Origin of the sequence: Bradyrhizobium sp. HKCCYLRH3073 (assembly GCF_051167995.1) — a bacterium.
Classification (GTDB): Bacteria; Pseudomonadota; Alphaproteobacteria; order Rhizobiales; family Xanthobacteraceae; genus Bradyrhizobium.
The window spans coordinates 146,923-164,253 of record NZ_JBNPUD010000003.1 but is presented as its reverse complement, the minus strand read 5'-3'; the positions used below and the strand labels follow the sequence as shown (position 1 = coordinate 164,253).

The window sequence follows — 17,331 nt, the reverse complement described above, 5'->3', positions numbered from 1 at the left end:
CGAGGTCGCGCCGAGGCCCGGCAACAAAACGTCACTCGGTCTTTTGCGCGGTCCGCGTCGGGGTGCCAGCCTCGAGCCCGACGACGACAACGAGTCGGTTGAACTCGCCATCATCATACGCCTTCAGGAAGCGATCGTAATTCTTGATCGAGACGCAGCCGTTCGAATCACCCTCCGGCCCCAGCATATAGGGGTGGGTCAGCAATCCGCTCCGGCCGAGGGTCGATCCCTCCACCACGTTCATGCGCAGGGCGCGCACGCCGTGAAACGGCTTTTCGCGCGGCTTCAGGTCATAGGTGGCGGGCGGGGTCGCGCCGACCATGCGCTGATTGACGTGCTCGGGGTCGTCGCGCAGGCTGCCCATGCCGGAATGGGCCTCGAGCCCGATGCCCGACGGCAGATACACCATCTTGGCCTTGATGTCGTAGACGGCGGTCTTGTCGTAGCCGAGCGCGCCGAGATCGATCCCGGAGCGCACGATGCCGCTATCCGGACCAAGCGAGGCGAACTTGGTCGGGCTCGGCAACAGGTCGGACAGCTTCTGCAGGATGGAGCGATCGTCGACGCGTCCGACGGCTTCAGGCGCACTGGCCGAAACCAGACTGGTCGGCAGGTTGGCGACGGACGGCCGCGGTCGCGGCAGCGGCACGCCCGGTGCGGGCATCGTGACGGTATTGCCCTCCGTCAACATCGGCCGCCAATCGCTGTTGCTGGGGTCGCGTGCGCCCGAATCGCGCGCTTCCATGCCCTTCACCAGCGCGGCCCGGGCATCGAGCAGTTGGCGGTCGATCGCGCCGCGAAGGGCGAAACGGTCGAGCGCGCGAACCGCGTCTTTTTCCGAATACGCCGTGGCCGAGGCGGAGGCCGGCGCGAAACGTGTTTCGAAGGTCATGGACGGCGCGGCGGCCGGAATCGCCGCGCTCGCAAGGGGCGTCTCATCGCTGTTGGCTCCGACCCATGCGGCCGCGCCCGCTGCGACCGCAAGTGCTGCAAGCACGAGTGCGATCGCTTCGGAGCGCCCGAAGCGGCCTTGCGACAACAGAACGTCTACGCTTGCTTCACTGGAAGCCATCACGTCCCCGATATACCCCCCTTTTCGGACCACCCGGGAAAGGTGCCCGACCCCAAGGGGTACGATTCGACCCGTCATGACATAGGATGGCAAGAGTGCGGCATAATCTAGACAAACGCCAGCCCGGAGTGATGGGGAATGGACCGGGGTCCAAGCCTCGCAGGGCCGCGCCGCGACCGTCCCAGAAAGCCGATTACATCGATGAATCAGCCGGTTGGAGGAATGGATGAACGCCGAATGGGATGATCTCGGCCGATTTGCCGACGCACAAAGTTCGATTTATTCACGGGTGACCGCCGAACTTGCGGCCGGCGCCAAGCAAAGCCACTGGATGTGGTTCATCTTTCCCCAGGTCGAGGGGCTCGGCAGCTCCGCCATGGCGCAGCGCTACGCGATCCGCTCCCGCGCCGAGGCCGAGGCCTATCTGGCGCATCCCCTGCTCGGCCCGCGACTCGTCGAATGCACCCGACTGGTGCTCGCGGTGCAAGGCAAGTCGCTGCGCGACATTCTGGGAGTGCCGGACGATGCCAAATTCCGCTCATGCATGACGCTGTTCGATTCGATCAGCCCGAATGGGATCTTCGCGCAGGCGCTCGATCGCTATTGCGACGGGGTGCGGGATCGCCAGACGTTGGCGTTTCTGCAGCGCGGCATGGGATGACCACTCGCTGCAAAGCGCGTCGCGTCCGCGTCATCGGTAGCATGCTGATGAGTTCGCCGGCCGACCCGGCCGGATTTCGGGTGATAGGCCGAACAGGAAACTTGATCACGCCAAGATTTGCGGCTCCCATCCGCCGCATTGTTTGTCCCAAGGAGACACACTCATGAAGAAGTTGTTCCTGATTGCCGCGCTCGCGACCTTCGCCGCCGGCTCCGCCTTCGCCGAGGATAGCTGCGAGACCAAGGCCGTCGGCAAGGACGGCAAGGCACTGGCCGGTGCCGCCAAGACCTCGTTCATGAAGAAGTGCATGGCCGAGACGTGCGAGACCAAGGCGGTCGGCTCCGACGGCAAGAAGCTCGCCGGCGCCGCCAAGACCAGCTTCATGAAGAAATGCGAGGCCGGCGGCTGACCGGACGCCGGGCTGGACGACATCTGGGCCCCGCCATGGGTAGGCGGGGCCGCTCGATGATCGTCGGGTTCCATCGGCAGCGGCCTGACGGACGATCGTTGACATGTTATGACGTCAAGCGATCTCCACATCGAGCTGCATAGGCCCTTCAATGTTCTCCGCTTTGCCTGCCCCGCCTCCTCATCTGCGCGAGGCGGCGTGAGTCTCTCAGAGATCGATGCGCTCCGGCAGCGGCTGCGGGAGCTCGAAAGCGAAAATGCCCGTCTTCAGGCCCTGTTCGCCGCCGATGCCGGCAAGCGCGCGCGCGCCGAGACAGCCCTGGCGGAGAGCGAGGAGCGGTACCGGACGCTGTTCAACTCGATCGATGAAGGCTTCTGCATCATCGAGTTCTTCGACGGCCCGCACGGCCCGCTGAGCGACTACGTCCATGTCGAGGCCAACCCGGCCTACGCGCTGCATGCGGGCATTCCGAACGTGGTCGGACAGAAGGTGCGGGAGATGGTGCCGGGCGAGGCCGACGGCTGGGTCGAGCTCTATGGCGGCGTGCTGCGCACCGGCGAGCCGATCCGGTTCGAGCGCGAGCTGGTCGCCACCGGACGTTATCTCGAGCTCGCGGCGTTCCGGGTGGAGCCGGCCGAACGTCGACAGGTCGCGGTGCTGTTCCAGGACATCACCGCGCGCAAGCGCGCCGAGGCCGCACTACAGGAGATCAACGACACGCTGGAGGCCCGCGTGGTCGCCGCGCTCGCCGAGCGCAAGCTGCTCGCCGACATCGTCGAAGGCACCAACGCCTTCGTGCAGGTGGTCGATACGCAATACCGCCTGATCGCGATCAACGGCGCAGCCGTGCAGGAGTTTGGACGTGTCTTCGGCCTCCAGCCCAAGATCGGCGACGACATGCTGGAGCTGTTCAAGGATCTACCGGAGCATCGGGCGGCGGTTCGCGCGGTATGGTCCCGCGCGCTGGCTGGCGAGGAGTTCGTCGCGGTCGAGGAATTCGGCGATCCCGGCCGCGACCGCCGCTTCTACGAAATGCGCTTCTCGGTGCTGCGCGACGCCGCGGGCCGACAGATCGGCGCCTATCAGTTCGCCTATGACGTCACCGACCGGCTGCGCGAACAGACCCGGCTGCACGAGGCCGAGGAGGCGTTGCGGCAGTCGCAGAAGATGGAAGCCGTCGGACAGCTCACCGGCGGCATCGCCCATGATTTCAACAATCTGCTGACCGGCATCCTGGGCTCGCTCGAGATGCTGCAGACCCGCCTGCGCCAGGGCCGCTTTGCCGATGTGGACCGTTACGTCGCGGCCGCCCAGGGCGCCTCGAAGCGCGCCGCCGCGCTGACCCATCGCCTGCTCGCCTTCTCGCGCCGGCAGACGCTCGATCCCAAGCCGACCGATGTCAACCGGCTCGTCATGGGCATGGAGGAGCTGGTTCGCCGCACCGTCGGCCCGCAGATCGCGCTCGAGGTCGTGACGGCCGGAGGGCTCTGGCCGGCACTGATCGATTCGTCGCAGCTCGAAAGCGCACTGCTCAACCTCTGCATCAATGCCCGCGACGCGATGCCCGAGGGCGGCCGGATCACGATCGAGACCGCCAACAAATGGCTGGACGACCGCGCCGCGCGCGAGCGCGACCTGCCGCCCGGCCAATATATCTCGCTGTGCGTGACCGATACCGGCACCGGCATGACACCCGACGTGATCGAGCACGCCTTCGATCCGTTCTTCACCACCAAGCCGATCGGCCAGGGCACCGGCCTCGGCCTATCGATGGTCTACGGCTTCGTCCGGCAGTCCGGCGGACAGGTGCGGATCTATTCCGAGCTCGGTCAGGGCACCACGATGTGTCTCTATTTCCCGCGGCATTATGCCGGCGCCGTTGAGGCCGCCGATCCCGCGCGCGCCGGCGCGGCGCCGTCTTCCCGCACCGGCCAGACCATCCTCGTTGTCGACGACGAGCCGACGGTGCGCATGGTGGTAATGGAGGTGCTCGACGAGTGCGGCTACGCGGTGGTCGAAGCCAAGGACGGACCGACCGGCCTTGCGGCGCTGCAATCAGACGCGCGCATCGATCTCCTGATCACCGATGTCGGTCTGCCCGGCGGCATGAATGGCCGCCAGCTGGCCGATGCGGCGCGCGCGACGCGGCCGGATCTCAAGGTGCTGTTCATCACCGGCTACGCCGAGAACGCGATCCTGAGCAGCGGCCAGCTCGCGCCGGGGATGCAGGTGCTGACCAAGCCGTTCGACGTCGAGGCGCTCGCCGCCCGCGTCGGCGAGATGGTGGAGAGCTGAGCGCGTGATCGCCGCCGTCTTGCCCTCGATCAGCCGCGCAGGCCCGGCGCTTCGTGGCCGCTGCGCGCGACATACTCGGTGTAGCCGCCGCCATACTGGTGCAGGCCGTCGGGTGTCAGCTCCAGCACGCGGTTGGAGAGCGCGGCGAGGAAATGACGATCGTGCGAGACGAACAGCATGGTCCCCTCGAAGTTCGACAGGGCCGCGATCAGCATTTCCTTGGTCGCCATGTCCAGATGGTTGGTCGGCTCGTCCAGCACCAGGAAGTTCGGCGGATCGTAGAGCATCTTGGCCATCACGAGCCGTGCCTTCTCGCCCCCCGACAGCACCCGACATCTTTTCTCGACGTCGTCGCCGGAGAAGCCGAAGCAGCCCGCCAGTGCCCGCAACGAGCCTTGACCGGCTTGCGGAAACGAATGCTCGAGCGACTCGAACACCGTCTCGTCGCCGTCGAGCAGGTCCATCGCATGCTGCGCGAAGTAGCCCATCTTGACGCTGCCGCCGATCGTCACCGAGCCGTCATCGGGCTCCGCGCTACCGGCGACGAGCTTCAACAGGGTCGACTTGCCGGCGCCATTGACGCCCATCACGCACCAGCGCTCGCGGCGCCGGATCATGAAGTCCAGCCCGTCGTAGATGCGGCGGCTGCCATAGCTCTTCGACACCTTCTTTAGCGCCACCACGTCCTCGCCCGAGCGCGGCGCCGGCAGGAAGTCGAACGCGACGGTCTGGCGCCGCTTCGGCGGCTCGACCCGCTCGATCTTGTCGAGCTTCTTGACCCGGCTCTGCACCTGCGCCGCATGCGAGGCCCGCGCCTTGAAACGCTCGATGAACTTGATCTCCTTGGCGAGCATCGCCTGCTGGCGCTCATATTGCGCCTGCTGCTGCTTCTCGTTCAGCGCCCGCTGCTGCTCGTAGAAATCGTAGTCGCCGGAATAGGTCGTGAGCTGGCCGGCGTCGATCTCGATCACCTTGTTGATGATGCGGTTGATGAATTCGCGGTCGTGCGAGGTCATCAGCAGCGCGCCCTCGTAACCTTTCAGGAAATGCTCCAGCCAGATCAGGCTCTCGAGATCGAGGTGGTTGGACGGCTCGTCGAGCAGCATCACGTCGGGACGCATCAGGAGGATGCGCGCCAGAGCGACGCGCATCTTCCAGCCGCCGGACAACAGGCCGACATCCTTGTCCATCATCTCCTCGGAGAAGCCGAGGCCGGCCAGTGCCTCGCGGGCCCGGCTGTCGAGCGCATAGCCGTCCAGCTCCTCGAACCGCGCCAGCACCTCGCCATAGCGCACGATGATGTCGTCCATCTCGTCGGCGCGGTCCGGATCGGCCATCGCGGCCTCGAGCTCCTTGAGCTCGGCGGCGACCGACGACACCGGCCCAGCCCCATCCATGACCTCAGCCACGGCACTGCGGCCGGACATCTCACCGACATCCTGGTTGAAATAGCCGATCGAGACGCCGCGATCGATCGAGACCTGCCCCTCGTCGGGCTGCTCGCGGCCCGAGATCATCCGGAACAGCGTCGTCTTGCCGGCCCCGTTCGGACCGACCAGGCCGATCTTCTCGCCACGCTGGAGGGCGGCGGAGGCTTCGATGAAGAGAATCTGGTGGCCGACTTGCTTGCTGACGTTATCGAGGCGGATCATGAGGTCTCAGGACATGGACAGGTTGCCGCCGCTCTTAGTCGATGCGCGCCGCCGGTGGAAGGCGCAATTTAGGCGCCCTCCGCTGCTCTGTCCGCCCCGCCGCGGTCAGCGGCCCTGAGGCCGAAAATCCTGGTTGCCGAACGGCTTGTCGGTCGGAATGCGGATCGCGACGTAGCCGCGATCCATGGTCGCGTGGCAGGCGTTGCATCCCGACGTCAGCTCGGTCACGGCGGAGGCGAAGCGCTTGCCATCCTTGGCGGCGATGGCGTCCGAGATCGACTGAATCGGCTGGCCCAGCGTGGTGACGTTGTCCACCGGCAGTCCCGAATAGAACACCGCGGCGTCGGTCAGGCTCTGCCTCAGTTGCGCGAGCTCATAGGACGCGAGATCCCAGTTCTTGGCCTGTCCCGCGAACCACAGTTTCGCATGCCTGACTTGGATCAGATTCATGATGTCGCCGAGCCGCGGCAGATATTGTTCTGCATTGGACTGCGACTGTGCCGCCGCCAGGGAGATGGCCGAACAGGCGATCAGAACGCCTGAAACCCACTTGCGATAATTCATTCGACGCCCCGCTTCCATAAACCGCTTCCAGAAAGACATACCGCTGCGATCGGAGACGGACTTGCGATTGATCAAGGCGGCGCCTCCGCGATCACGCCAGCCCGCCAAACGAATGATCCGCCGAAGCGGCTGCTCCGGCGGATCATCATGTCAGCCCCGGCCCCGGGGTAATGTGTTCGGCGTCTTAGGCTGCGGCTTTCGCGCCGGTCGGAACCATCGCGATCGTCTTCAGGACCTGAGACGCGATCTGGTAGGGGTCGCCCTGCGAGTTCGGACGGCGGTCTTCCAGATAGCCCTTATAGGCGTTGTTCACGAACGAGTGCGGCACGCGGATCGAGGCGCCACGGTCGGCCACACCCCAGCTGAAGGTGTCGATCGAAGCGGTCTCGTGCTTGCCGGTCAGGCGCATGTGGTTGTCCGGACCATACACGGCGATGTGGTCGGCGCGCGCCTCCTTGAAGGCGTCCATCAGCTTCTCGAAGTACTCCTTGCCGCCGACCTCGCGCATATACTTGGTCGAGAAGTTGCAGTGCATGCCCGAACCGTTCCAATCGGTGTCGCCGAGCGGCTTGCAGTGGAACTCGATGTCGATGCCGTACTTCTCGGTCAGACGCAGCATGAGGTAGCGGGCCATCCACATCTGGTCAGCCGCCGTGCGCGAGCCCTTGCCGAACACCTGGAATTCCCACTGGCCCTTCGCCACCTCGGCGTTGATGCCTTCGTGGTTGATGCCGGCCGCGAGGCAGAGGTCGAGATGCTCTTCGACGATCTTGCGGGCGACGTCGCCGACGTTCTTGAAGCCGACGCCGGTGTAATACGGACCCTGCGGAGCCGGATAGCCGTATTCCGGGAAGCCGAGCGGACGGCCATCCTTGTAGAAGAAGTACTCCTGCTCGAAACCGAACCACGCGTCCGGATCGTCCAGGATGGTGGCGCGGGCGTTCGACGGATGCGGGGTCTTGCCGTCCGGCATCATCACTTCGCACATCACCAGCACACCATTGGTGCGGGCGGCATCGGGATACACGGCGACCGGCTTCAACACGCAGTCGGAGCTATGGCCTTCGGCCTGCATCGTCGACGAGCCGTCGAAGCCCCAAAGGGGCAGCTGTTCCAGGGTCGGAAACGAGGAAAATTCCTTGATCTGTGTCTTGCCGCGCAAATTCGGCACCGGCTTGTAGCCGTCGAGCCAGATGTACTCGAGCTTGTACTTCGTCATTGAGCCTCTCTGTCTTATCGAAAGGTGGGAGCCCAGCAATCGAAGGCTCCCCGCTTACCCGGCCACGATCGGCCAGCGCACTCTTAAGCATGGAACGTGCCAAGTCCCGCGACGTCCCGTCGCATGGACGAAGGCCAATCAGGGCGGAGCTGGCGCTGGTTTTTGCACGTCAGGGGTGCGGCAAAGCAGCGCGACCGGGATTGCACGGAACGCATGGCGGAAATCAGAAGCTGGTCAAAACCCGCTTGATTCCGTGGCATTTGCGGCGATGCGCAAAAACGTCCGAACAAGCTCTCAGCAAGTCCGGGACATTTTTGAAAAGACCTGAGCCTCTTTCCGCAACCTTTGGTCCAGCCCAAGTGTTGGTCAGCTGCACGTTGCTGCGGAGGAAGCAAAGACAGAAATGCCCGCAAAACGCGCAACATGTGATTTGATTTTGGTCACGTTGCATTCCCTCCGGGCAGAGCCGATATCGAGACCGCTAACCACAAGAGAACGAGTCGGGCGCAGCATGACGTGTGGCCCGATGGAAGGAGACTGAGGAATGGACACTAACGTGCACGAGGGGTCCGCAAGGATCTATCAATTTCCGCGCGGAGGGCGGGCAGGTCTTGCGCCTCGCCAATCCGCGGCATCGCCGGCGCGGCCGATCGCGCCCTCGATCCAGCCGACGATCTACAGCGGCAGCTGGTATCACGACGAGGCGATCCAGGAAGCCAAGCCGGCGTGGGACCGCTGATGTCCGACTGTACCGTGCCGCTCACGCGCCTTTGCTAGAAGGGTCGGACCGACAAGGTTCCGGCCCTTTTTCTTGCCCGCTGTCAACCATGTCTACTGCTGGCGGTCACCGACGGGCTCGACGTGGCGGGTGCATACGTTCCGCCGTCCTGAGCCGCTTCATGCTCTCCCCTGCCTTGCCGTCGCGCAGGCGAAACGATGCTTCACATCAAGCCCGCATTCCCTAGAATGCGTTCATGCCCGCCCATCCGCTCCGCCATCTCGGACTTCACGGTGCCAGCAACTTCAGAGATCTCGGCGGATATCCCAGCAGGGATGGCCGGCACGTGCGATGGCGGCAGCTGTTTCGGTCGAACCATCTTGGTCAGTTGACGGAGCCCGATGTCGCGGCCGTGCGGGAGCTCGGCATTCGCGCAGCGTTCGATTTCCGCGGTCGCGACGAGCGCGCGGCCGGCCTCTGCACGATCGCCGAGATCACCGTGCATTCCGTGCCGATCGAGCCGAGCGTCGTGCCGGCGCTGCGGGCCCTGGCGGCGCGAGGGCAGCTCACGACCGACCATGCCTTGGAGCTGATGCGCGAGTCCTACCGCAACTACATCCGCAGCTACACGCCGCGCTTCCGCGCGCTGTTCGAACATGTTCTCAACGGGAATGCGCCGTTGGTGATCCATTGTACGGCCGGCAAGGATCGCACCGGTGTCGCCTGTGCACTGGTCCTGCACGCGCTCGACGTTCCGGATGACGTGATCCTGGAAGACTACCTGCTCACGAACCAGCTCCATCGTCGCGAGACTGCAGCTCACGCGGATCTTCCCGCTGATGTCGTCCAGGCGATCGGGACGGTCCAGGCCTCGTTCCTCGCCGCTGCGTTCGACGCCATGCGTGATGATTTCGGCGACGTCGACACCTACCTGCGCGACGGTCTCGGCATCGACGGCGCTGCACGAAAGACGTTACAGGCGCGCTATCTCACACTGTAAGCCAGGGCGGCACGAATACGCTTGAGCCCGATCAGGCCGCTTCGATATCGGCTGTCTCGGCGGCTTCCATCGCGTCGAGATCGGCAATCACCTCCTCGAATGCGGAAATCGCCTGTTGAACCGCCGCGATCTGCATCAATTCCCAGCCCGTCACCGGACCTGCACGGTTCTGCAAGGCGACCACCAGATCCCGCCGCTGCTCCTTCAGTTGCACCAGCGGCAAACCGTGGTCCGGCAGATGTCTCATCATGTCAAAGCTCCAACGCCCCTCAAGCGGCATAGCGACAGGCTAGCGGCCCGCGCTGGCAATCCACTTACGAAAGTCCGGCTAATTTTATCGATCAGGCCAGCGCGGCAGGCGCCGTCATGATGGCGCTGGCCAAAACGTCGCTGATCTTCGCGGTGGCGGCCTCGCTCACATGCAAGCGGTCACCGTGCCCGTCGTCGAGCGCCGACAACGGAATCTGGCCAGCCTCATGCCAGCTCTTCATCAAATTCCAGCGCCTGAAGAGATTGACGTTGGCCGCAGACGTGACCTTCTCGATCCGTCGCTGAATGTCCTCGGCACGCGCCAGCCTGTTTGGCACCGTCACGATCGCCGCCGTATATTGCAGGTCCATCACGATGGCGTCGATGGCCAGCCCCGCCAGCCATCGAAGGCCGACGCGCAGCGCAGCCTCGACCTCATCGGGACTATAGACCTCAGGCCTGTAGGCGGCGTTGGTGCCGACCTGCCAGATGACCAGCGAGGGCTGCTCCGCAATCACGTCGCATTCGAAGCGCGAGAGCTCCTCCGGGGATTCCTGTCCGCCCACACCCCGATTGAGGACGTCGATCAGGCAGCCGAAATTGGTCTTGCGCAGCGCCTGCTCGATCCGGGCCGGGAAAGCGACAATTCCGTTGGTGCCGGCGGTGGAAGATGAGCCAAGCGCCACGATCCGGGTCTTGCGCTGCGCATCCAGACTCTGCCTGAACTGTCTGATCGGACGGACAAAACCGGTGGCGACGTCGGGAAATTCGAGAGAGTCTGTCGCCGTCATGGTCACCTCTGACGAACCACGCTTTCTGATTGCAATTGCATGCCCCGGCCGTCCGGCCATTGCAACTCATCGGCAGGGCCATAGTATAACAAGCGGCGCTGTGGGGCGCGTCAACGGAGACCAGGGACGGAATGAACGGAGCAGTGATTGTCATTACGGGTGCGCAAGGGGCGCTCGGACGCAGCGTGGCCGATCTCGCGCTCGCACGGGGCGCGCATGTGGCCGGGATCGATCATGCCCAGGCCGAGATCCCGGCGAGTGACGACCGCATTGAGCTCGGAGGCGTCGACCTCTCCGACCCCGGGCAGGCAAAGGTCGCGATCGACTCCGTCGCCGCCCACTTCGGCACTCTGGATGCGCTGATCAACATCGCCGGCGCGTTCGCGTTCGAGACCACGGCCGACGGCGACGATTCCGTCTGGGAGACGATGCATGCGCGAAACCTGATGACCGCGCTGCACGCCTCGCGCGCGGCGATCCCGCATCTCGTCCGCTCCAGCACGGGCCGCATCGTCAACATCGGCGCCATGGGCGCGCTCCAGGCCGGTGCCGGCATGGGCCCCTATGCTGCGTCCAAATCGGGCGTGCATCGCCTGACGGAAGCGCTCGCGGCAGAATGGAAGGGCAAGATCACCGTCAACGCCGTTTTGCCGTCGACGATCGATACGCCGGCCAACCGCGCCAGCATGCCCAAGGCCGATTTCGACAAATGGGTGACGCCGCAGGAACTCGCGGAGGTCATTCTGTTTCTCGCCAGCGACGCCGCGAGCGGCGTGACCGGCGCACTGATACCGGTTGTCGGCCGGGTGTAGCGAAGCCAGCCGGTCACCCCGACTTGGCGCTGACATCACCGGACTCGGCGGGCTAGACTCGCGCGCGCTCTGAGTCGCACACATCGGACGGCCCCTTGGAAACCGCGCTCTACCTTCCCGTCAAACGCTTCCTCGAAAACCTTGGCTTCTCGGTCAAGGGGGAAATCGGCGGTTGCGACGTGGTGGCGCTCAAGGGCGACGACCCGCCGGTGGTCGTCGTCTGCGAGCTGAAGCAGGTCTTCAACCTGGAACTGCTGCTGCAGGCGGTCGATCGGGCTGGGGCCTGCGATGAGGTCTGGGTCGCAGCAAATCTGTCAGCACGTGGCAAGGGTCGTGAAAGCGACTCCCGCTACCGCAATCTGTGCCGCCGGCTCGGCTTCGGCATGCTGGCCGTGACCTCAGCCGGAGACATCGAAGTGCTGGTGCGGCCGCCTACCACCGCGCCGCGCAAGAACCCCAAGAAGCGTTCGCGTCTCGTGATCGAGCATCAGCGGCGCAAGGGCGACCCCGTCGCTGGCGGCTCGACCCGGGCTCCCATCATGACGGCCTATCGGCAGCAGGCGCTGGCCTGCGCCTCGGCGCTCTCGGGCGGGCCGAAGCGCGTCCGCGACCTCCGCGCGGAGATTCCGGATGCGCCGAAGATTCTGCAGCGTAACGTCTACGGCTGGTTCGACCGCGCCGAGCGCGGTGTCTATGTCCTCACAAAAGCCGGCCTCGCGGCCTTGCGCCGCTGGCCCCAGGATATCCACATGACGCAGGTACCGTTGCCCAATCGCGACATGGTGAACGCATAGCTGGGCTGCCCCGCGGAATATATATTGCAATGCAACAATCCTGCTTCTAGGTATCCCGGACGATTCACGAGGCCCCCATGAGCGAAGATTGGAACACCAAGTACGGTCCGCGTCGCGTCAGGCGTGATCCCCCGACTCTGGAGGAAGCGATCTTCGCCGCGTCAGGCATCACCGACGACGTGCAGGCCCAGGCCGAGATCGCGTCGGCGCTGATGGGTCTGCCGCTCGAGCAGGTGCTGCCCGAGGTGAAGAAGGCAGTCCGCGTTGCCGCGCGCACCAACACGCGCGTCATCACGGCCGACCAGGGCACGCAGCAGCGCGCCGTCGTGGTCGAGCGCCGCACCGTGCGCCGCTTCAATTTCGACAAGCGCACCGGCACCTGAACGCCTTCCGGGGCGCATCGGCCAATGCAATCAAACGAAAAGGCGCGGCAGCGGTGATCGCTGTCGCGCCTTTGTCATCGCAGCAACGGCTCCGCTCAGGCCGCGCGCTTGTCGCCGTACATCCGGGTCACGAGCTTCCAGCAGGCTCGGTTGAGGGTGAAGAACGCACGCGCGGCCGCGATCGGCGCATCGATCACGAGCTTCGCCAGTTCATCCTGAGGCCGCTCGCTCAGATCGATCGTGCCGGTCGATTCGCCGTGACGGAACGCCAGATGCGCGCCGAATTTGGCCGCGAGCGCCCGCATCGCATGGTTCTGCGATCCGGTCGTGACGCGAAGCTTGCGATAGCCCTTCCACCGCGCCTCCGAGATCACGCGCTGGAACAGCAGGCTGCCGACCCCGCGGCGGCGCACGCAAGCCTCCACGCTGAACGCAATCTCCGGAAGCCCGTCCTCGGACTGCTCCGGCGGATGCAACTCGGCGGCGCCGCGCACCATGCCGTTTTCCATGTAGGCGACGACGATCGTGCCATCGGCCGCACAGCGGGCCGCATAGCGTTCGATGAAACTGTCATCGAGGAAGCCGTTGAATCGATCGTGCCGGCTTTCCGCATCGAGCCGCAACAGATGATCGCGCAGCAACGGCAGTTCTTCGTGCTGGCTGAGCGTCCGCACATAGCCGAAGCCCGGCCGGGGACGAAAAGTATCTACCTGTGACACTGCCTGAGACTCCTCTCGAGAGCCCTCGCACACAGACGTCTTTCCCTAGACAGAATCTATATTGTGCATCGCAACATTCATTGCAAGCCCCGCGCTCTACGGAGAGAGCATGCGGCCATGCAAGGATCGCGTGCGTTAACAATTCGTTTGTGTACGAATCATCACAGCACGAGCTGAGTCTGGGTCACGATCGCGACTAGGCGCCCGTCCTCGGTCTCCACCCGCGTCTGCCATACCTGAGTGCGGCGGCCGCGGTGCACGGGCGTGGCGGTTGCGGTCACCACGGTCCCCTCCTTGGCGCCGCCGATGAAGTTGGTCTTGCTCTCGATCGTCGTGGTGCCCTTGGCTTCCTTGGGAAGGTTGATCACGGTTGCGGCTGCGCCGACCGAGTCCGCCAGCGCCATGATGGCGCCGCCATGGATGGTGTGATGCAGGGTGCAGAGATCCGGCCGAACCTGCATCTGCGCCACAACGCGATCGGCGCTGGCCTCGGTGAAGGTGACGCCCTTCAAGTCCGCGAACGGCATCTTCAGCGCATTGATCTTGTCCAGCGGCGTCATACCGTTCCTCTCCTTGCGCACGGACGACACGTCTCCCCGTGCCTTCACCGCACCCTGGATGCGCCAAGCCCAGACCGCGCGGCAATGACCTCCGAGGTCATTGCCGCGACGGCCTTGCGCTCACGCCTTCTCGACTCCGCACCACTCGGCGATGAACAAGGCCATGGTCTTGGTCGCCTGGCGTAGCGAGTCGAGATCGACATATTCGTTGAAGCCGTGCATCGCCGCGCCGGTCGCGCCGAAGCAGAGGCTGGGGATGTTGTAGTTGAGCCCGTAGAAGCGGGTATCCGTGAGCGCCGTGAAGACGAGGTCCTGCACCTCGCCGCCGTAGACGGCGGTGAAGGCCTTGCCGAACGCCGCCTCCGGCTCGGCCGAATTGGTCAATTCGTAGCCCTCGGACAGGAAGCCGGACCACTCGACCACCGGCGGATTGTTGGAGAGGAAGCGGTGATCGCGCGAAGCCGCGGCGACGCAGGCGAGAATCTCGTTCTGGCAGTCCTTGACCGACCAGCCCGGCAGGATGGCGATGCGGCAATCGACGTCGCACCAGGCCGGCACGCTCGAGGCCCAGTCGCCGCCTTTGATGATGCCCGGATTGAAGTTGATCGGATGATTGAGCGTCTTGAAATGATGGTCGCTCTTGGCGCGCTCGTTCCAGTCCGCTTCGAGCTTCTCCAGCGCATGGATCAGATGATAGCTCGCCTGGATCGCATTGGCGCCGACGCCGGCTTCGAACACATGCGCGGGAAAGCCGCGCACCTTGAGGCGGAACCAGATCACGCCAACCTGAGAGCGCACCATCTTGCCGCTGGTCGGCTCGGGGATGAAGCAGGCATCCGCGCGGTAGCCGCGCTGCAAGGTCGACAGTGCGCCGACGCCGGTGCTCTCCTCCTCGATCACGGACTGGACATGAATGCGCGCCGTCGGCTTGAAGCCGGCCGCCTTGATGGCATCGAGCGCATAGAGTGCGCCGATCGTCCCGGACTTCATGTCGCAGGCGCCGCGGCCATACATTCGTCCGTCGCGGATCACCGGCGAGAACGGCGGCGTCTCCCACATCTCGAGCGGGCCGGCGGGTACCACGTCGCAATGCCCCTGCAAGATCAGCGATCGCCCGGCCGACGTGGCCGGCCGGTAGGTTCCAACCACGCTGCGCGCCTTCGAGAAGTCGTGCTCGATCGGGCCGTAGCCGCGCATGTCCTTCAGATCGTCGAGATCGATGTGCCAGTCGTCGACCTCGTAGCCGCGCACACGCAGGAGATCGCCGAACATGTCCTGGCACGGCCCTTCGGCGCCGCGGGTCGAGGGGATGGCGACGAAGTCGCTCGTGGTCGCAAGCTGCCGGTCGAAGTGGGCATCGACGGCGTCGACGATGCGCTGCGTAGTGTCCTGGGTGATCATGCCTGTCGCGGTTCCAATTGCCGATGACCGCACCAAATCACAATCTGATGCATAGTTGCACCGGATTCGCCGCTGCTTTCAGAATCGCAAGGCCGCTCGTACATTCGCGCATACGAACGACGGTAACATACTTTGGATTTTGGCATGTCGGACCACCGCAATATCCTCTATTTCCTCCTCGGCATTCTCAGCGCGGCGATCATCGTGCTCGGCTACAATTTATATCAGGCCAAGAAGCAGCCCGAGGGTGTCCAGATCAATCTCGGGCCCAAAGGCCTGAAGATCGAAGGGAAGTGATGCGTTCTCAAATCTTCGCGTTCGCGGACGTCGCAGCCCGCCCTCTCGGCGTCCTCGGTATCTTGCTCTTGGTCGCCGCACCTGCACAGGCGCAATATGTCGGGCGCGAGCAGGACATCACGGATCTCCGGCTCGGCCAGCGGGTGCTGGTCGATGACGGCACCTGCCCCGCCGGCCAGGTGAAGGAGGTCTTGGGCTCCAAGATGGCCGAAACCGGCATTGTCCGCACCACGAAATGCGTGCCGCGGTTCGGGCCGAAAAGGAAGTAGCTGATCTCGTTCGATTGGGCCGTCATACATAGCCGGCCTCCGGCACGTGACCTTCCGCACAGTCCTGAATCTGTGCATCGACGATGCTCCTGCCCCACGGACAATCTCGGGGACGCAGCATGTCGATGTCAGCGGTGCAGGATCACGGCTTCTTCGAAGCGGCCGACCGGCCGCAGCCGGTCAAGGCCGATTTCAGCCGCTACGCCCTGCTCGGCTATCTGTCGATTGCGCTGGTGTTCGGCGGCTTCGGCGTGTGGGCGGCCTATGCGCCGCTCGATCGTGCGGCGATCGCACCGGGCACCGTGTCCGTCTCCGGCGATCACAAGGTGGTTCAGCACCGTGAGGGCGGAATCATCAGGGAGATTCTGGCCAAGGAAACTCACGCCGTGCATCGCGGCGACCTGCTGTTTCGGCTGCAGCCGACGGAGGCCCAGGCCAACACCGACCTCCTGCGCAAGCAGATGGACGCGGCGCTGGCCGAGGAGGCGCGCCTCCTCGCCGAGCGCGGCAATGCGCGGATGATCACGTTTCCCGACGCGCTGCTCAACCGCCAGAACGTGCCGGAGGCGGCGCTTGCCATCGCCGACCAGCAGCGGTTGTTCGTCGAGCGTCGCAATGGCCTGATCAGCCAGATCAACATCCTCAACTCGCAGATCGCCCAGCAGCAGCAGGAGCTCGCCGGCCGCGACCGCCAGCGCGCAGCGCTCTCCGCGCAGCTCGCGAGCTTCGAGACGCAGATGAACAATGTGCGCCCGGCCGTCGCCGCAGGCTATTATCCACGCAACAAGTTCCTTGAGCTGGAACGCGAGCGCGCCCGCGTCGAAGGCGATCTCGGCCAGGCGCAGGCCGACGTCGCGCGGCTGACGCAGACGGCCGCGCAGACGCGCCTGCAGATCGATCAGACGCTGCAGAAATATCTGACCGAGGTCGGCCAGCAGCTCGACGGCACCCGGGCCAAGCTGTCGGACCTGCGCGAGAAGCTGGTCATCGCCGAGGACGTGCTGCGCCGGGTCGACATCCGCGCCGAGCGCGACGGCATCGTCATGAACATGAAAGTCCACACCGTCGGCGCCGTCGTGAAGCCCGGCGATACGCTCGCCGAGATCGTTCCGGTCGGCGAAGGCGTCGACGTGATGGCGCACGTCTCGCCGCGCGACATCGAGAGCGTCGCGATCGGCCAGAGGGCCGAGGTGCGCTTCTCCAATTTCTCCTCGCGCACCACGCCGACGATCTTCGGCAAGGTCACGAGCGTCTCGGCGGACGCGATGTCCGACGAGGCGAGCAAACAGAGCTACTATTCGGCGCGCGTGGTGATCGACTATTCGACCATCCCGCCCGAGATCGCCGAGAAAATCCTGCCGGGCATGCAGGCCGACGTCATCATCTCCACGGGAGAGCGCACCGTGCTCGAATATCTGGTCGGCCCGCTGCTCAACACGCTCGCCAAGACGTTCCGTGAGAAATGA

20 protein-coding genes are annotated in these 17,331 nt (G+C 64.7%); 11 read left to right on the top strand and 9 right to left on the bottom strand.

The features are described from left to right. Positions 1-31: 31 nt before the first annotated feature. On the bottom strand, positions 32-1,072 hold the full coding sequence (locus ACQR1X_RS08430) for a DUF2778 domain-containing protein (RefSeq protein ID WP_315800442.1): 1,041 nt from the start codon (positions 1,070-1,072) through the stop codon (positions 32-34). A 226-nt stretch (positions 1,073-1,298) separates the two neighbouring features. On the opposite strand from ACQR1X_RS08430, the gene ACQR1X_RS08425 reads away from it, so the two are divergent. The 3 genes from ACQR1X_RS08425 to ACQR1X_RS08415 all read left to right on the top strand — a co-directional run bounded on the left by ACQR1X_RS08425 (position 1,299) and on the right by ACQR1X_RS08415 (position 4,437). Next, positions 1,299-1,733 (top strand): DUF1810 domain-containing protein, encoded by a 435-nt coding sequence (locus tag ACQR1X_RS08425; protein ID WP_315800227.1) that lies wholly within the window; start codon positions 1,299-1,301, stop codon positions 1,731-1,733. A 163-nt stretch (positions 1,734-1,896) separates the two neighbouring features. Then, positions 1,897-2,142 (top strand): hypothetical protein, encoded by a 246-nt coding sequence (locus ACQR1X_RS08420; protein WP_008961253.1) that lies wholly within the window; start codon positions 1,897-1,899, stop codon positions 2,140-2,142. Between the two features lie 198 nt (positions 2,143-2,340). Next, positions 2,341-4,437, top strand: a complete 2,097-nt coding sequence (locus ACQR1X_RS08415; protein ID WP_434898645.1) for a PAS domain-containing protein — start codon at positions 2,341-2,343, stop codon at positions 4,435-4,437. A 29-nt stretch (positions 4,438-4,466) separates the two neighbouring features. On the opposite strand, the gene ACQR1X_RS08410 is transcribed toward ACQR1X_RS08415, so the two are convergent. The 3 genes from ACQR1X_RS08410 to ACQR1X_RS08400 all read right to left on the bottom strand — a co-directional run bounded on the left by ACQR1X_RS08410 (position 4,467) and on the right by ACQR1X_RS08400 (position 7,872). Continuing rightward, complete coding sequence (locus ACQR1X_RS08410; RefSeq protein ID WP_434898644.1) at positions 4,467-6,089, bottom strand: ABC-F family ATP-binding cassette domain-containing protein; 1,623 nt, start codon at positions 6,087-6,089, stop codon at positions 4,467-4,469. Positions 6,090-6,194: 105 nt separating this feature from the next. Beyond that, positions 6,195-6,653 (bottom strand): hypothetical protein, encoded by a 459-nt coding sequence (locus tag ACQR1X_RS08405; RefSeq protein WP_315800230.1) that lies wholly within the window; start codon positions 6,651-6,653, stop codon positions 6,195-6,197. A gap of 184 nt (positions 6,654-6,837) precedes the next feature. Continuing rightward, positions 6,838-7,872 (bottom strand): glutamine synthetase beta-grasp domain-containing protein, encoded by a 1,035-nt coding sequence (locus ACQR1X_RS08400; RefSeq protein WP_315712320.1) that lies wholly within the window; start codon positions 7,870-7,872, stop codon positions 6,838-6,840. A gap of 544 nt (positions 7,873-8,416) precedes the next feature. On the opposite strand from ACQR1X_RS08400, the gene ACQR1X_RS08395 reads away from it, so the two are divergent. Beyond that, positions 8,417-8,611, top strand: coding sequence for a DUF2735 domain-containing protein (locus ACQR1X_RS08395; RefSeq protein WP_315800231.1), 195 nt, complete (start codon positions 8,417-8,419; stop codon positions 8,609-8,611). 235 nt (positions 8,612-8,846) lie between these two features. After that, entirely contained in the window at positions 8,847-9,590 is a 744-nt protein-coding gene (locus ACQR1X_RS08390) for a tyrosine-protein phosphatase (RefSeq protein ID WP_434898643.1), read from the top strand. A gap of 31 nt (positions 9,591-9,621) precedes the next feature. On the opposite strand, the gene ACQR1X_RS08385 is transcribed toward ACQR1X_RS08390, so the two are convergent. Together ACQR1X_RS08385 and ACQR1X_RS08380 are read right to left on the bottom strand one after the other, a co-directional pair. After that, the gene (locus ACQR1X_RS08385) at positions 9,622-9,840 is read right to left on the bottom strand and encodes a hypothetical protein (RefSeq protein WP_012044361.1); all 219 of its coding nucleotides are present in this window, start codon (positions 9,838-9,840) and stop codon (positions 9,622-9,624) included. A gap of 91 nt (positions 9,841-9,931) precedes the next feature. Next, positions 9,932-10,630: an SGNH/GDSL hydrolase family protein gene (locus ACQR1X_RS08380; protein WP_315800233.1), complete on the bottom strand. Its 699-nt coding sequence runs from the start codon at positions 10,628-10,630 to the stop codon at positions 9,932-9,934. 131 nt (positions 10,631-10,761) lie between these two features. On the opposite strand from ACQR1X_RS08380, the gene ACQR1X_RS08375 reads away from it, so the two are divergent. The 3 genes from ACQR1X_RS08375 to ACQR1X_RS08365 all read left to right on the top strand — a co-directional run bounded on the left by ACQR1X_RS08375 (position 10,762) and on the right by ACQR1X_RS08365 (position 12,619). Further along, entirely contained in the window at positions 10,762-11,442 is a 681-nt protein-coding gene (locus tag ACQR1X_RS08375) for an SDR family oxidoreductase (protein WP_316236615.1), read from the top strand. 95 nt (positions 11,443-11,537) lie between these two features. After that, positions 11,538-12,236 (top strand): DUF2161 domain-containing phosphodiesterase, encoded by a 699-nt coding sequence (locus ACQR1X_RS08370; protein WP_315800235.1) that lies wholly within the window; start codon positions 11,538-11,540, stop codon positions 12,234-12,236. Between the two features lie 77 nt (positions 12,237-12,313). After that, positions 12,314-12,619 carry a hypothetical protein gene (locus ACQR1X_RS08365; RefSeq protein ID WP_172109527.1) on the top strand — a complete coding sequence of 102 codons (306 nt, stop codon included), beginning with the start codon at positions 12,314-12,316 and terminating at the stop codon, positions 12,617-12,619. Between the two features lie 95 nt (positions 12,620-12,714). On the opposite strand, the gene ACQR1X_RS08360 is transcribed toward ACQR1X_RS08365, so the two are convergent. The 3 genes from ACQR1X_RS08360 to ACQR1X_RS08350 all read right to left on the bottom strand — a co-directional run bounded on the left by ACQR1X_RS08360 (position 12,715) and on the right by ACQR1X_RS08350 (position 15,299). Further along, positions 12,715-13,371, bottom strand: coding sequence for a GNAT family N-acetyltransferase (locus ACQR1X_RS08360; RefSeq protein WP_434898642.1), 657 nt, complete (start codon positions 13,369-13,371; stop codon positions 12,715-12,717). Positions 13,372-13,499: 128 nt separating this feature from the next. Continuing rightward, the gene (locus tag ACQR1X_RS08355; RefSeq protein ID WP_316215667.1) at positions 13,500-13,898 is read right to left on the bottom strand and encodes a PaaI family thioesterase; all 399 of its coding nucleotides are present in this window, start codon (positions 13,896-13,898) and stop codon (positions 13,500-13,502) included. 120 nt (positions 13,899-14,018) lie between these two features. Continuing rightward, on the bottom strand, positions 14,019-15,299 hold the full coding sequence (locus ACQR1X_RS08350; protein WP_434840032.1) for an ArgE/DapE family deacylase: 1,281 nt from the start codon (positions 15,297-15,299) through the stop codon (positions 14,019-14,021). A gap of 144 nt (positions 15,300-15,443) precedes the next feature. Between ACQR1X_RS08350 and ACQR1X_RS08345 the strand changes: the two genes are divergently transcribed. From ACQR1X_RS08345 to ACQR1X_RS08335, 3 genes are all read left to right on the top strand, one after another. After that, on the top strand, positions 15,444-15,596 hold the full coding sequence (locus ACQR1X_RS08345; protein WP_315800239.1) for a hypothetical protein: 153 nt from the start codon (positions 15,444-15,446) through the stop codon (positions 15,594-15,596). Then, positions 15,596-15,865 (top strand): DUF6719 family protein, encoded by a 270-nt coding sequence (locus ACQR1X_RS08340; RefSeq protein WP_434845888.1) that lies wholly within the window; start codon positions 15,596-15,598, stop codon positions 15,863-15,865. Before ACQR1X_RS08345 ends, ACQR1X_RS08340 begins: the two co-directional genes overlap by 1 nt. Before the next feature lie 119 nt (positions 15,866-15,984). Next, complete coding sequence (locus tag ACQR1X_RS08335) at positions 15,985-17,331, top strand: HlyD family type I secretion periplasmic adaptor subunit (protein ID WP_434892204.1); 1,347 nt, start codon at positions 15,985-15,987, stop codon at positions 17,329-17,331.

What these genes read in the sequence shown, in the direction of transcription:
- ACQR1X_RS08430 (WP_315800442.1), bottom strand. Translation starts at nt 1,072, where the DNA reads ATGGCTTCCAGTGAAGCAAGCGTAGACGTTCTGTTGTCGCAAGGCCGC.
- ACQR1X_RS08425 (WP_315800227.1), top strand. Translation starts at nt 1,299, where the DNA reads ATGAACGCCGAATGGGATGATCTCGGCCGATTTGCCGACGCACAAAGT.
- ACQR1X_RS08420 (WP_008961253.1), top strand. Translation starts at nt 1,897, where the DNA reads ATGAAGAAGTTGTTCCTGATTGCCGCGCTCGCGACCTTCGCCGCCGGC.
- ACQR1X_RS08410 (WP_434898644.1), bottom strand. Translation starts at nt 6,089, where the DNA reads ATGATCCGCCTCGATAACGTCAGCAAGCAAGTCGGCCACCAGATTCTC.
- ACQR1X_RS08405 (WP_315800230.1), bottom strand. Translation starts at nt 6,653, where the DNA reads ATGAATTATCGCAAGTGGGTTTCAGGCGTTCTGATCGCCTGTTCGGCC.
- ACQR1X_RS08400 (WP_315712320.1), bottom strand. Translation starts at nt 7,872, where the DNA reads ATGACGAAGTACAAGCTCGAGTACATCTGGCTCGACGGCTACAAGCCG.
- ACQR1X_RS08395 (WP_315800231.1), top strand. Translation starts at nt 8,417, where the DNA reads ATGGACACTAACGTGCACGAGGGGTCCGCAAGGATCTATCAATTTCCG.
- ACQR1X_RS08390 (WP_434898643.1), top strand. Translation starts at nt 8,847, where the DNA reads ATGCCCGCCCATCCGCTCCGCCATCTCGGACTTCACGGTGCCAGCAAC.
- ACQR1X_RS08385 (WP_012044361.1), bottom strand. Translation starts at nt 9,840, where the DNA reads ATGATGAGACATCTGCCGGACCACGGTTTGCCGCTGGTGCAACTGAAG.
- ACQR1X_RS08380 (WP_315800233.1), bottom strand. Translation starts at nt 10,630, where the DNA reads ATGACGGCGACAGACTCTCTCGAATTTCCCGACGTCGCCACCGGTTTT.
- ACQR1X_RS08375 (WP_316236615.1), top strand. Translation starts at nt 10,762, where the DNA reads ATGAACGGAGCAGTGATTGTCATTACGGGTGCGCAAGGGGCGCTCGGA.
- ACQR1X_RS08365 (WP_172109527.1), top strand. Translation starts at nt 12,314, where the DNA reads ATGAGCGAAGATTGGAACACCAAGTACGGTCCGCGTCGCGTCAGGCGT.
- ACQR1X_RS08355 (WP_316215667.1), bottom strand. Translation starts at nt 13,898, where the DNA reads ATGACGCCGCTGGACAAGATCAATGCGCTGAAGATGCCGTTCGCGGAC.
- ACQR1X_RS08350 (WP_434840032.1), bottom strand. Translation starts at nt 15,299, where the DNA reads ATGATCACCCAGGACACTACGCAGCGCATCGTCGACGCCGTCGATGCC.
- ACQR1X_RS08345 (WP_315800239.1), top strand. Translation starts at nt 15,444, where the DNA reads ATGTCGGACCACCGCAATATCCTCTATTTCCTCCTCGGCATTCTCAGC.
- ACQR1X_RS08340 (WP_434845888.1), top strand. Translation starts at nt 15,596, where the DNA reads ATGCGTTCTCAAATCTTCGCGTTCGCGGACGTCGCAGCCCGCCCTCTC.
- ACQR1X_RS08335 (WP_434892204.1), top strand. Translation starts at nt 15,985, where the DNA reads ATGTCGATGTCAGCGGTGCAGGATCACGGCTTCTTCGAAGCGGCCGAC.